The sequence below is a fragment of the Haloarcula ordinaria genome (assembly GCF_029338275.1).
GTDB classification, from domain to species: Archaea; Halobacteriota; Halobacteria; order Halobacteriales; family Haloarculaceae; genus Haloarcula; species Haloarcula ordinaria.
Map to the genome: position 1 here is coordinate 1,052,556 of NZ_CP119789.1, position 14,049 is coordinate 1,066,604.

Below are 14,049 nucleotides of genomic sequence, written 5' to 3' on the forward strand. Positions count from 1 at the left end.
ACAGTCGTATACAACGAGTTTGAATCTTTCCCCGATACTCAAATGACCGATGTAATCACCGTGTCCCCGTTGCTAAAGGATTTCAGTTAGGTAACGGTGTGCGCTGTCCTCTAACACGTCGACATAGTCGCTATACGACGGAGCCTCCGCGTTCGTAGCTAACTCGACAGAGCGAAGCAAGTACTCGTTCATCACCGTCGATTCTTCACCGCCGTGCTCACTATGGCCGGGATACACGAGTGCACCGCACGTGTCCAGCGCGAGAATATACGATGTGAGTTGGTACACGTCGCCGGAGGACCTCGCCCCGGTCTTCCACTTGGCGTCAATAACAGTCGCCGGCGTGCCGTCATCATGCCTGACGAGCACGTCGGGCTGCATCGAGACAGCGTGTGGTCCGTCGATGATATTCTGAATCGATGCCTGCCCTTCGACAGTGAGCCCGCCGATGTCTTTCGCGGCAGCTCGGAACGCCCGCTCGACGAGCCGCTCGAAGACCTCGTTCATATTCACGAACAATGCCAGTGAACGGTTCGTCCCCGCACTAATATCCTCGAAGAACTCCCGCGCCAGCACTGTTCGCGTCAGATCTAACAGGACCTCGTAATGCTCGTTCAACCGCGACAACTCGATTCGCTCGACGGCCTCAAGCGGCACTGGTTCTACGGTCGTAAACTGCCGAAGCCGTTGTTCTTGATGTCGGAGTTGCCCTGCTAACTCACTATCACGGACTAACCCGGTCAGCACGCGGACAGCGGCAAGCACAGCGCGATTCAACACGGTGTCCGTGGTGAATTCGTCGTACTCGACGGCGAAATCAGTCGGTGTCGGATCCGGCCGCTGTAACTGGCGTTGCACGTTAATCCGCCCACGAACATTGTCTTGGACAGCCTGCGTTCGCACGTAATCCCGGTGCAGTCCCTGATCAAGGACAGTCTTGAGCTCCGTCAGGAACAAGACGCCGATCGCATCGAAAAACGACGATGCTGTAGCGAACTCCGTTTCCTGCCCCACCGAATCGACCGGCGTGTCAAACGCATACTGTAGTGCCCACAGTAACCGCGTCACCGACTGCTTCGGCGACACCTCAATCTGCACCCCGCTCGGCAACGTCAGAACACCAACGTACGAGCCGCTACTCACAATCGCTTGCCCGTCACTCGTGTACGAGACGTCGAGCGGACTGGACTCGTGTACCTCACCGAGCCGGTCGAGAAACGCCGCGTCGTCCGCACTAATCTCGAACGGGTCGGACTCCTCGTGTTCCGCTAACACCAGCGGATTCGACGGCGGCACCGTCTCAACCGCCCCGCTCGTCTGCACCGGCGACCCGACGAAACTGATCTGTGATAACTCAGCCATGCTGGAACTCGTCTGCTCGCTGTGCGAATGTCTCGTATCCCTCCACTAAGATATCCATTTCATCCTCAGAGAGATCGGCAATCTGGATATTCGACACAACGAATTCCTTCTCGCCGTCGCCCGGGTCGGGGCGTCGCTCGTACGAGTACGCGTCGATCTCGTCGAAGACTCTCGCTGCTTCGTCGACGAACTCAGCCGTCAGCCCGTTCTCGTCTCGACCAGCGATCCAATCCAACCTGAACTTCAGTTTCCCATCTTGGTTGAGCTGTATGAGACCAACACCAGGGTCTATGAGATCCGTTTTCAATTGAGCAGTCACATTGTGATCCCCACCGCCCGTATCGAGCCGTCCAATCTCTTCACCAGCCGTCAATAACCGTTCTGCACGGGCATGCTCTGTCTCGTCTAACGTGGACGTGATAAGTTCACGAAACGCTTCCACCGACTTGTTGCTTTCCCGCCACGCTTCGATACCCCGTGAAACACCGGTCCCATCAGCGATCGTTTCGACAGGTGCCGCAGCCAGCGGGACTGGATCTTCGATACCAGCCAACTGGCAGAGCGCAGTGTACAGGTCTGCCGCGTCAAACGACTGGATCTTCTCGGCGTCCCACTGGACGAGTCGCTCCCCGGTCTCAGTCAACAATTCATCTCGCAGTCGGTCAAACTGCCCGAAATAATACTCCTCCAGTTGCGGGAGGATATCGTACCGCCATGCGTCCACGACGTCCGTCGCCGAGTCGTGCCCGAGCAAGTACGTGTGCCCGAGTTGCTTCCCTTTCCCGAGTTCCGGTGCGCGTAAAATCCGTTCGTTCAGCGTTTCAACTGCTAAGACGCTCACCCCGAGTAATTGCTCTCGGCGCGACACGTCTTCGTTCGGTTGCATGACCGCTGAGCGCGGATCCGCAGCGACCATGCCGTCTTCTTCCCACACGATATCGAGGTCCGGTGGGAAGTCTACGAACCGGAACCGGCGGCGAAGCGCCGTATCCACCAGCGCGATCGATTGATCCGCCGTGTTCATCGTTCCAATCACGTACAGATTCGGCGGGAGCGTAAACGTCTCACCTGAGTGTGCCAACTCCACGTCGAACGACCCGCGCTTATCGGCCTCTAACAACGTGATGACTTCACCGAAGATCTGTGCGAGGTTCCCGCGGTTGATCTCGTCGATAATTAGCACGTACCGGTCCGGTTCTGTGCCGGCTTCGACCGCCCGTTCGTACGCAGCCATCGCCACCGTCTGCATCCGCTTCAACGCGCCGTCCTGCACCTCATACGCTACCTGCCCATCGTCGTCCGTCTTCGCACTCAACCCTTCGACGAAATCCTCGTACGTGAACGACGGGTGGAACGTCACCGTCGCAACCCGGTCAGACACCGCGTCACCACCGTCCTGCTGCCCTACCCACCACTTGGCGAAGCGCTCCGCCGTGTACGTCTTCCCCGTCCCTGGCGGCCCGTAGAACACGACTTGCTTCTTTTCCAGTAACTGCCGTTCAATCTCAGCCGCCTGATCAGGTGCTTCGGGAATCTCTTCACCCGGCTCATCGGGCTTAGGCGATTTGATTAGATTCCACGCTTCACCGGTATCCAGCAGGTACTCTGCAGCCGCTAACGACAACTGTGACAGGTATGCTTGCTTCAGATTCCCGTTCGAATCGATCGGGTAGTACTTCTGATGCCACTCCGGCGTATCCAGCGATTGCTTTAACTCCGTATCGACAGGCACTGAATCAGCGAACCACTCGAAATCAACCGGGACGCGATGATACTCCTCATCTCTGAACTCGTACCGGGTCGGTGTCCCCGTTACCGTCGAGAGGCCGACCAACTCATCGTTAAAATTGTGGAACACCACATCACCGTCGGCCAATTCCCCAAGCTCGTGATGCCACACATCGTCCACTTTCGCCCGTAGATACTCGTCCTCAATTTCAGATTGGTTCGACTGATTCACCCAAAAATACGACCGCTCACCCTCCAGCGTTACGCCACCCCGTTCTCCCTCTCGATCGTTCGCCCACACGAAAAAGTAATCCAAGTCACGGAAGTTCGCCTCGAATCCGTAATCATCTCGAACTGACCGGTACCTTGCAGCCGTCTCCGGGAACTCAGAAACTGCATTCGACACGTCTTCATCGAAGTACTCCGCCAGACCAGTCCGTGACATCGTATTCACGACCGGGTAATACTCCGGATGCAGATACGAGAGAATCGGCGAGAGTTTCCCACACTTCACATTCGGCAGGTCAAGCTCAGCCAACCGGCGAACCGCATCATCCCACGCCTCCGGGTCCTCCGACGTCACAAGCGTGTCAAAACACTCTGTCACCGCTTCGGTTTGCTCAGCCGGCACCTCGATCGGGAACAACAACCCCCCGACGGTCCCAACCTCCTCAGCAAGACGTTCTTTCAAATCCCTCTTCACCTCGCCTGGAATATCTAACTCATCAATCTCACCGCGCTTGCTCGACACCGGGTACGTACTATTATTCATACACACCCGATACAACGCCGTCAACTCCTGCTGCCCAAGCTCCCCCGCCTCAAGCAGCACTGCCGCAAGATCCTGTACAATCCCGGCCGTCTTCACCACCGGCACTCGTTGCTCATCCCACTCCCGATCCGCAAGATACGCCGCAACTAACTCCTCACTTGACGAATCAACCATCGTACCACTATACACCCTTACAGTCGCTGATAAAACTACTCCTGCAAACCAAGTATTAGTTCAGGAACTACCACTCAACGCAACACGTCTCGGACCGTCGCTACCCCATACAGGACTCCGAGCAAAATCCCCACCGTATGCGATACTGACCCTGTTTGCGGACCGCCAAATTCGGGAATCAGCAACTCAAGCAGCCACCACAAAATGAATCCGAGTGCGGTCGCCAATAAGAGAATACTGGCTTCAGCGTCGCTAACATTGTCCCTGTATAGACCGGCACCCGTCCAGACAGCAGTAATTGCTGCGAATGCAGTGATACTCCCACTTGCCCCTAACACAGACGGATTATTGCTACCGGTCACGACGAGAAATCCCAACTGAGCGATTGTCGTGACGTACCCGAACACCACAAAAAGAAGCACGTACCTCGCACGAGAGCACTGCTCTTCCACAACGCGCCCGAATACAAATAACAACACGCCATTCCCAACCACGTGCAGACGATACCCTGGAACCACGCTGTGACTCACAATCACCGATAAGAGCCCCGGCGTCAACTCGGTAGTCGCAGCAAACCAGTACTGATACGCAGCCCCACCAGCCCCAAACGCAACAACCGTCTCGATCATCACCATTAGGAAGAAAACAGCCAAGAGACCAGTCGTCACGACGTGCTCCCGTAATTCCGAAACAATGTTCTCAACAGTCAGCAGCCGGCGAAGTGCACCGAGGAGACTATCAACGATACCCCAATGTATGTACTGATACCGCATAAACGCGGGTGAAATAAAACTGTCACCTGATATGCGTATTACTCACGAAAGATTTTCGACGTGATATCTGATTGGGTCGGGTAACTCATTCCAGTCTGCACAAAATCGCTTTGCAACTTCTCGCTTTGCAAACGACATGTATGGCCCGCCATCATACTCATCGAAAACACCAAACGTACTGCCAGATCCCATCTCTCCCTCGTAATCCCACTTCTCCTCAACAGCGTCAAGTGTCAGTTCGTCGTCTACCACGTCAGCAAGGTCCTGGATGTAATCTGCCGCCGGAATCATGTCCTCCCCCCATCCGCGCTGATGATAAATACTCAACATACTCCTCGTGAACTCACGCGCCTCCTCAGCAGTGTACGCAGCATCATACTCCCCTGCCTGGAGAATCACCGCAAGCTCACTATCGGAAATCGCAGCCGTCACATCCGCTGGATTTTCAGTAATAACGATGTCAGCCACCCGTTCCTGCGCATCCGACTCGTACACTCATAACCCACGGTATAGCTCCCTCATAAACACCAAGGCTGTAGGTTACCAGAGGACAAGCCCGCGCGTACTTGAAACGATCAGCGAGAAGATTTAGTCGGTGAATTTGCGCTTATAATATTCTTAATCCCGAAGCGGATACTAGTCGAGAAAAACAAATCGTTCGGAAAGCAGACCATGCCATCACAGGTAATTTATTAATGTTTGATATGCCATTACTGATAATGGCGATCGATCCAGAGAAGATTACTCACTACCGCAAAATTGTCGACGATATTATCGAATGGGCACCGCTCAAAGACGAGAACCGACAGTACGTCATCAACCAAGTCTTTGGTGAAGCCTTCGGTGAAATAGAAGATTTAGTTGAGGACTCTCGCTCACCGCGATTATACTTATTTGGCCGGTCCGGAGCCGGAAAATCCTCACTCATCAACGCACTCGCCAACAAGGACGACCCGGTTGCTGACGTCGGAACTGTCGAGCCGACGACAATAGATTCTGAGCTGTACAACATTTCTTTCCCCGAGCAACACGCGACATGGGAAGTCGTTGACTCACGCGGCCTGTTTGAAACCGTCTCGCCCGATGGCGACGTCCCGGCTGACACAGTGTCTCTAATGAAAGACGACTTGCAGGAGTACCGACCAGATATTCTCCTGCACGTCGTCACTCCGGACCAAGTCCGCGCAGGGCAAGAAGACTTCAAAGCCGTCCAACAGCTTCGAGACGAACTCGGTGACGCGTTCCCACCCGTTGTCTACTGCCTCAATAAAGTCGATATGCACATGTCCCCTGGCGGGCTGTGGCCACCAGACAAGAACAACGCGCTGGCACACGACATCAAAGACAACCTGGATTTCGTCGCCCGAGTATTAGATATCGAACACAAATCGACGCTTGCAGACAAACTCCCATTTCACGGGTATGAATTCGACTCCGACACTCACATCGGCGTTATTCCGCTGTGCCTGCGGGAAGACACATATTGGAACGTCGACACATTGTCCTGGTTGATCGGCGATTTTTTACCAGATGACGCGCGCCTGCAGTTCATGCAAGCCCAACAGCGCGACCAGCTAATGCGACGCATGTCACGCGACTACACGAACAGATTTTCACTCATCGCCGGCAACATTGGCGGGACACCCTCACCCATCGCAGACATCGCAGTTCTCACTCCACTGCAACTCCTCCTCGTCGGCGTCATCGGCGGGTTCTCCTGCCGCAAATTCGAGTTCGCCACCGTTCAGGATTACTTAACTGCGATGGGCAGCACCACAGTCACTGGCCTCGCCGCCCGCGAACTCGCTCGCTCACTCGCGCAATTCCTCCCCGTAGCCGGGCAAATAGTCTCAGGCGGTGTCGCCGCCGGGACCACATGGGCCATCGGCCGCTCCGCCGAAGAATACTTCTTCAACGACAACGTCGTCAAACCCTCCGAATTCTTCACCAAAGGAAAGAAACAGTTCAGCGGAGAATTCAAATCGAAGTGAGAACCATTGCCCCACAGAGCGGTGCGATACCGGTGTTACGGCAATGCACCAGCGGTATCAGTATGGACTCGTAGCCGGGAACATAATTCAAGAAGCCCCTGAATATCCGCCGGGAGAAACTGTACGGACACCCTTGTCTCAAGCTCGGATTGTGTTCGAGACTGATGAAGAGACAGAACTACTGATTCATCATGCATTCTCGTAATCGAACACGTGACTGGTTGTGCACCTGTGGCTACTTTGTGCGACCAGATATCCTGCCCCCCGGAACCTGGCGGGATTCGCTCTGAAACAAACGCTATCTCAGTACACAATGTGAGTACGAGTTCCGTGAATACTTCGTGGAATCCAGGTTCAATAGGTACGGTAAGTGCCTCACCGATCCGTCTCGTTTCAACTGACAAGTTCACGGGCTCACCGGTCGGCGTAACAAGGAGTTCTATGGTGAACGAGTCTCGGTCCCCACCCGAAAACCACTCGTCAAGATAGCAGTGCCTCTCGGCAGCTCTCGCCGACTCTTGATACTCATGCGCAACCTCGTTCAGATCGGATTCGCACACCCACTCGGACAGTACTCGCCGAAAAATCTCGTTCACTAACCGTCCTGTTGCATTGTCTTCCGGAGCGAGCGAAAGCGATACTTCTCTTTCCAACGACCACGTCGGCTCTCGTGATTCAGATGCGTCGGTGTCTGCATCATCTCCATAGTCCGTAAGTGCCTGTTGCCCAATTTGCGTATCCTCTAAGTATACCGCCAATTCTTGCTCAGTCACCTGCACAGACCAGTCAGCCGTTTCACCCGGTCGAGAATCCTCTTCTATCGGTTGCGGCACAGCATACAACCACACTGGTACCGGGTCTGTCAACGTCACATCCTCATACCCGGGATGACTCCCCTCGTAATCCGCCTTAGACAACCACAACACGCTGAACCCTGCACTCAGATAATCCTCAGTCACGTCCTTTACAGACTTCCGCTGATGGTGATGTTGCACTTCGACAGCAATCCCGCGACCAAGCTGTGAATCTGGCTCCACAAACAATACGCGAATATCAGCCCGTCGCTGCCCATCCACCATCGAATGTTCAAACGACACTTCCGCGTCAGGATACTGCTCAAGCAACTTCTGCGCCGCAATATGCTTCATCTCAATGTGCATCGCCGATTCACCACCACACTCCGCATCAACCGGGACATGATAGAAATGCCGCGCAACCGCCTCACCCTCCCGAACCTTCATTTTTGCCTCACAACTTGGGCACCACACAAACCCATCATCAGCCACTTCCAACGGTAACACCGGTCGGTTACCACGGACCCCAATAAACGGCATCAGGTCACCTAATCAAACGGCACGTCAAAAGTAGTTTTCACTCGCATGTTATTGGTACCCAAAAACATATGACGGTTACGTGAGTATATTGGTTATCGTGGGTATCTCAGTAAACGGAACACACACTGGCACTGTTTCTGACTTTACGAATTCCGGGAACCCGATCGTGATGCTACCGCAGGCAACGAAACGAATCGTTGTCAAAGCGCGCGACGGGAAGCAAATCGACGAGGGTGATAATCTGAAATTTAGTATCCAATCCACAAATCGAGACCATCATTTAGCTAATCTCCTCAGCCACGCCCCGGACGGGACCCATCACAATCACGACTCGACACCGAACATTCCGATCCACCACGACGGCAACTCAGCAACCGCCTCCCGCAGCGAAAAATCCGCCACGCAATCCGTCGACGACAGGAAATTCGACCCGAAAACCCACGGCGCACCCAAAACCTCCAAAGAAAAACCCAAGCGAAAATTCCTCCGAACAGACAGATGAGTAATTCCCATCACGTCTCGGAACCATTGACTTAGTGGTCCTCTCATTTCCATGTGATAGATTGACGCGACGTGTATGATTATAACCGGCGAGCCTGATATGTAAGCACAATGTCTAGCGAGGATGGAGAAATTGACGATGTTGTTGAGGTTTGTGTCCCACCGATCTCGATGGCGGATGAGGAACGAGGCCTCGCCAATGGGCAGGATATCGATTTAATCGAGTTTGCTGACTTCGCCACGAGTAAAGCTGGAACTGCAGGGGGACTCGGCGTCGCATTAGATTCGTTACAAGCTCTCAGCGAAGATATCGAGACGTTCGCTCAGACCGGCGCTGCACCAGGGGACCTAGAACTGCACGCCGAAGCCATCCAAGACGTCGTCCGTATTTTAACCAGCATGGCCGCCGCAGAGATTGACTCATACGACACACCGCTATACACTGACGCTGATTCAAATCCTACTGATGAGGACGATCAAGCGTCAGCTTCCAGCGACTCGTCAACGGAAGAGAACAGTATCCCCAAGGAAAATCTGATGAAGGTAACCGTGGACCGAATTAGCGGTTCAGGGAATATTATCGCTGAACCAGTCGACGCGGAGCCCAATCACATCCACGTCCAGAACGGGACCGTCGGAGAAACCGCAGTAGCGTACTACGCCGATGGAAACTTGTGCTCGAAAGGGGGCACGGACAAGCCCTACACGTTCCCCTATGAGTCCGATGAGAACGGACAAAGGACACTCCAGCGTGACGATGCCATCCCGTTGACCGAAGGCCAGCACATCCAAGTTCACGACGCCTCGAAAGAAGAGGGGTTTGTCTACATCGATGGGTACGATCTGCAAGCAATCAAGCTTGACGACGAAATTAAGGATGGCGCTACTGTCCTGCTAGAGATTACCGACGTCAAGACGAACACAGCCGTTGGACAACTCGAAGACCAGTCAACCTCCTTAACCAGCTCGCGGAACAGCAAGACATTCAAACCGAACCCAAAATCAAAACGAACATCACGACGAAAATCCGGAACCAGTACCGGGTCAACCTCAAACTCCGGCGGAATCCCGAAAGTATCTGGCGGCCCCGCAGGCACAAAAAACGACTTACTATCGGGCAAGAAGCTCTGAACAGCACCAATCATCGCTACTCACCCCCCTGCTCCTGATACGCGACACGACAGTATCCAATTTCTCCCCTCTTGCTCCGCCAGCACCCATTATACGCTGTGACGCGCCGTGGTAATACTATCAGAAGAAATCGTGAGTTCAGTCACGAACGCGTCGTGGTTTTCGTACGCTTCATTCAGACGGATTGCCGGGCCAGTGTAGTGGACCGGTGTTCCGTCGGCAGTTTCGAACGCGTACCCGGTCTCGAAATCGTCGTCTTTCGGGCTGTGCTCGTCTCCGATGAGGACGCAGTCGAACTGCACGCGTGATTGGGCGAGTAGTTCATCGACATCAACGTCACCATCTTGCCCTCGATACAGCGACGTTGATTCGTGCAGGCACAAGATATTCGGCCCCGGCGTAGCGGCACCGAACGCGATCTCTGCGAAACTCCAGTCAAGTCCTTTCCCGACATCGTCAATACCGACGTTACTCGCAGAGATACCGTACGCATCAACCGGACTGTCAGCAACTCGCGTTGGACTCATCGTTAACTCCGCCAAATACCCCTGCTCAACTTGCCGTTGCAACCACGCCACACCATCAACAGACCCGGGATTAGACGGGTGCTTCGATCCGTGATCATGGGACCCGATAATACAGTACACTGGAATCCCCTCCATAGACAGTGTGTGCAACGCCGCCTCGGCGGCGTCGAGCGTAATCTCCCCCACCTCATGGTCCAGGATATCCCCCGTGTGAATAACCGCATCCACATCCTGAGCCAGCGCGATGTCTGCAATCCGCGAAAACGTCATTCGACTCGTAATTTCCTCAATCCACGGGACTTCCTTCCCGCTCTCATTGTCTGCTCGGTTTTCAAACCCAAGATGCGTATCACTCACAAACAACACCGTCACATCCTCGGAATCCGCCGCCAACGCACGCTTCGCTGCCGCCACTCTGGACGGCTCCAGTAACGCAGTTGCGCCCGTCCCCGGAGTGTCAGCCGCCGGTTCAACCGGGAACTCAGCCAGCAGCGAAATCGTCCACTCCACCTCATCCGCCGATACCGCAACCGGCAGCACCGTACCCGATTCTGGTGCGACCGGTACCACCGCACCAGACGGCAGGTACTGTTCGTCTTCTGTGCGTGGTTCAGCCACAGTAATTCCGGAAAACTCCGTCACGCGGTCATGCTCCCCGTGCAACCGCGCGTACTCTTTCCGCGTCACATCATTCCGATCACGTTGCTGTTCCGCGTAGCACACTGCATCAGCAGCCAACAATGTCCCACCATACAGCACCGATTTCAACGCCTCCTTCCATTCCGACGCCGCATTCGACGGTACCGATTTGTACACCACTGAGAGGCTATCGTATAATTCAACTAATTCATTGCCCACGTAGAAACCAACTCTCACGCCCACAACCGTACGCAACCTCATCAACACACAGGGTTTCCCACCAAACTCACCACATAACTGCCCGCTATTGACCTTATTCGGAACTCGCAGTTTATTCGGCCAGACCGGCTCCACAGGGACAAGACTTCGATTGCAGTGTCAACGACGCTTTACCGCTTCGCACAGGTGTTTGTTCATCTCGCACTTGTCAGTACCAATCTGTCAAGTCTTGCGAATCGACTTTGTGTTGTGGTAGGCAACATTGCGTGGGGTTATCAACGATAACAAGCGGCTGATGAGTTATTTACGTATAGCGGGGAGGAGATGTGTATGGTTCCTTGGAGAGTCTATCAGGAGATTGGTCGAGAGTTAGATGTTCCGAGCGAGACGATGCATCTGATTAATATTCTCGCCGACGGTGGGTATCTCGTTGCGAATCAGCCGCCGTATCTAGATGTCGAGATCCTGGATGAGGTCGGAACACGGCGTACATGGCTCAAGAACTACCCTACGGAAGGCATTGAATTCTGCAAGGAAACATATGGATCAGATGCAGCTATTGCAGCGACTATCAGATGTGTTGGCCACGAGGTTGTCGAACGTACTGACACCGATACCAAGACTGGTTTCGCCCTTCTGGCTTCGCATATTCGAGATTATCTGGTTGACACTGTCCATACCCCCGCAATTTCATCGGAAGTCGATCGCGTTGCGTCGTATTTCGCTGCGCACAAAATGGAGCTGAAACGTATCGAAAAGGCACATACTGCGGACACACCCACCTACACGCACTGCGATAGTTGCGGGGCCGAGCTAGACGAGCCGTTCCAGTACCGGTGTGATGCGTGTGACGCACGGTTTCCAGGGTGGCCAGCACTCGTCTACGCTGAAGGTGAAGAAGAGGGGAATGCCAGATGGCGGCAGCAAATGGATGTGACAGTCCTTCGCCAGAACAGAGCCAGCAATTTCCTGATCGTGCGGGCAGACACGTCGCTCCCTGGATGGGTTGAAGCGGGGAGTCGCGTCGGGTCGATTACGAACTCAGGACTCGACAGCCTCGGGCGCATCGTCAACACAGACCACAAAGACATCCACATCGATTACGGACACTCATCGGCGACTGGACTGGCTGAAGGACAGACAATCACGATCTGCAGTTCAGAGTCCAGTATCGCCACCACGCAACAGGCCGGATTCCTCCTCGAAACCCGCCGCGGATTCCGCAATTGGGAGACCTCCAGTGATGACCGCACGGTCTCGAAACTCGCTTCGAACGCCCCGCGTCTAATCGAAACCTTAGATCAACAGACCATCGACGAGCCAGAACCAGAACGCCCAACCACGTGGCAGAGCCTCGAAGGATTCGAGTTAGATGACTCACAGAAGAAAGTCATTGCCAAGATTCTCGGACTTACTGAAGGAGATCTCTCGCTTGTCGTCGGACCCCCGGGCTCAGGAAAAACAGAAGTCATCGCCAAAGCAGCAGAAGAACTCGCCGCCACTGGCGAACGAGTGCTAGTGACCTCTCACACCAACATCGCGGTCGACAACGTCATTGAAAAACTCGCCAGCAACGGCGACCACCAGGTCGTTCGCGTCGGCCGGCCAGAGAAACTCTCCAAAGGATCCATGGAGCTGATGCTCTCGAAGGCACTGGAAAACAGCAACAATGACACTGTCAACAGAGTCCTGGAAAAAGTGGAGGAACTCAAGGACAGCATCAGCAATCTCAAAAACGGCGCGCAGGTGGACGCGAAACAAGCACAACTGACCGAAATCCAACGGAATATCCAAGATCTGCAGGACAGTGCCGAAGCCATCTCCATACAAAACGCCGACATAACCGGTGCCACAATCATCCGCTCACAACTCGGCGGCCTCGCAGACATCAACTTCGACACCGTCGTCATCGACGAAGCCAGTCAAATCTCCGTTCCATTAGGCCTGCTCGGCATGGTCAACGCGAAGAAATGGGTCATCGTCGGCGACCACAACCAACTCCAACCAGTCATCAAAACCGCATCCACATCCGACGGCAGCCCACCACGCGGCGCATCCCTCTTCACATTCCTCAGAGACCGGTACGACATCGAACGCTGGCTCCAACACCACTACCGAAGCCACGAAGACATCATCGGCTTCGCACAAACCCACGTCTACAACGACAACATCAAAACCGACAGTTCATACCCGGAACACACTGATTGGACCCCGCCAACAGAAATCGATTCAAAACCAGCCGCAATCGCCGACGGCCCACCAGTCGTCTTCGTCAACGTGCCAGGCGAAGAAGCGTGGCGACGACGCTTCAGCGGCACAATAAATGAAGCCGAAATCGACGCTGTTGAAGATCTAGTCACGCACTTCATTCGGCAAGACGTGGTCCCCGAGGCAGAACTCGGCGTCATCACCCCATACCGCGGACAGCGAAGTCTGATCGACGACGCACTCCCCGAATACAGCGACCTCGAAGTCTCAACCGTCGACGGGTTCCAAGGCCGCGAACGCGACACAATCATCTTCAGCACCGTCAACACCGAAACGAGCGGTATGCGATTCGCCGGAAACAAAAACCGATTCAACGTCGCCACCACCCGCCCGAAACAACGCTTCATCATGCTCGGGAACCGCGATGAAATCAAAGCGAACGCACCAATGGGAAACATGCTCACGAAATTCATCCGCTACACCGAACAACACGGCGCAATCTTCGACTGGCAAACAAGTATCTGGACCACCGGGAAGCACGCGTAGCCGATTACAAATCAGTCGGCGAAACCACATCTGAACGAGAAATCACCCTCCTCAGTAACGAGCCGCGCACTACATTCGTTATGCCATTGGTGTTGCATCACGCAGTGCATCAAACCGTATTTATACGATAACTCGTCGGACTGA

10 protein-coding genes are annotated in these 14,049 nt (G+C 54.4%); 4 read left to right on the plus strand and 6 right to left on the minus strand.

Features of this window, described 5'->3' with window-relative positions; all coding sequences use genetic code 11:
• Positions 1–72: 72 nt before the first annotated feature.
• The 4 genes from P1L41_RS05555 to P1L41_RS05570 form a co-directional block, all read right to left on the minus strand.
• Positions 73–1,362, minus strand: a complete 1,290-nt coding sequence (locus P1L41_RS05555; protein ID WP_276297878.1) for an McrC family protein — start codon at positions 1,360–1,362, stop codon at positions 73–75.
• Positions 1,355–4,036, minus strand: a complete 2,682-nt coding sequence (locus P1L41_RS05560; RefSeq protein WP_276297879.1) for an McrB family protein — start codon at positions 4,034–4,036, stop codon at positions 1,355–1,357. The genes P1L41_RS05555 and P1L41_RS05560 overlap by 8 nt, the downstream gene beginning before the upstream one ends.
• Positions 4,037–4,110: 74 nt before the next feature.
• Positions 4,111–4,809, minus strand: coding sequence for a rhomboid family intramembrane serine protease (locus P1L41_RS05565; protein ID WP_276297880.1), 699 nt, complete (start codon positions 4,807–4,809; stop codon positions 4,111–4,113).
• 42 nt (positions 4,810–4,851) lie between these two features.
• Positions 4,852–5,304 (minus strand): hypothetical protein, encoded by a 453-nt coding sequence (locus P1L41_RS05570; protein ID WP_276297881.1) that lies wholly within the window; start codon positions 5,302–5,304, stop codon positions 4,852–4,854.
• A gap of 224 nt (positions 5,305–5,528) precedes the next feature.
• On the opposite strand from P1L41_RS05570, the gene P1L41_RS05575 reads away from it, so the two are divergent.
• Positions 5,529–6,800: a GTPase family protein gene (locus P1L41_RS05575; RefSeq protein ID WP_276297882.1), complete on the plus strand. Its 1,272-nt coding sequence runs from the start codon at positions 5,529–5,531 to the stop codon at positions 6,798–6,800.
• A 35-nt stretch (positions 6,801–6,835) separates the two neighbouring features.
• Here the strand turns inward: P1L41_RS05575 and P1L41_RS05580 are convergent, their stop codons facing one another.
• Positions 6,836–8,041: a competence protein CoiA family protein gene (locus P1L41_RS05580; RefSeq protein ID WP_465260856.1), complete on the minus strand. Its 1,206-nt coding sequence runs from the start codon at positions 8,039–8,041 to the stop codon at positions 6,836–6,838.
• Positions 8,042–8,231: 190 nt separating this feature from the next.
• On the opposite strand from P1L41_RS05580, the gene P1L41_RS05585 reads away from it, so the two are divergent.
• A complete protein-coding gene (locus P1L41_RS05585) occupies positions 8,232–8,636 on the plus strand; it encodes a hypothetical protein (RefSeq protein WP_276297884.1) in 405 nt (134 codons plus the stop codon).
• A gap of 110 nt (positions 8,637–8,746) precedes the next feature.
• Complete coding sequence (locus tag P1L41_RS05590) at positions 8,747–9,766, plus strand: hypothetical protein (RefSeq protein ID WP_276297885.1); 1,020 nt, start codon at positions 8,747–8,749, stop codon at positions 9,764–9,766.
• An 89-nt stretch (positions 9,767–9,855) separates the two neighbouring features.
• Here the strand turns inward: P1L41_RS05590 and P1L41_RS05595 are convergent, their stop codons facing one another.
• Complete coding sequence (locus P1L41_RS05595) at positions 9,856–11,112, minus strand: metallophosphoesterase family protein (protein WP_276297886.1); 1,257 nt, start codon at positions 11,110–11,112, stop codon at positions 9,856–9,858.
• Between the two features lie 369 nt (positions 11,113–11,481).
• Between P1L41_RS05595 and P1L41_RS05600 the strand changes: the two genes are divergently transcribed.
• Positions 11,482–13,905 (plus strand): DEAD/DEAH box helicase, encoded by a 2,424-nt coding sequence (locus P1L41_RS05600; RefSeq protein ID WP_276297887.1) that lies wholly within the window; start codon positions 11,482–11,484, stop codon positions 13,903–13,905.
• The last annotated feature ends 144 nt before the right edge of the window (positions 13,906–14,049 follow it).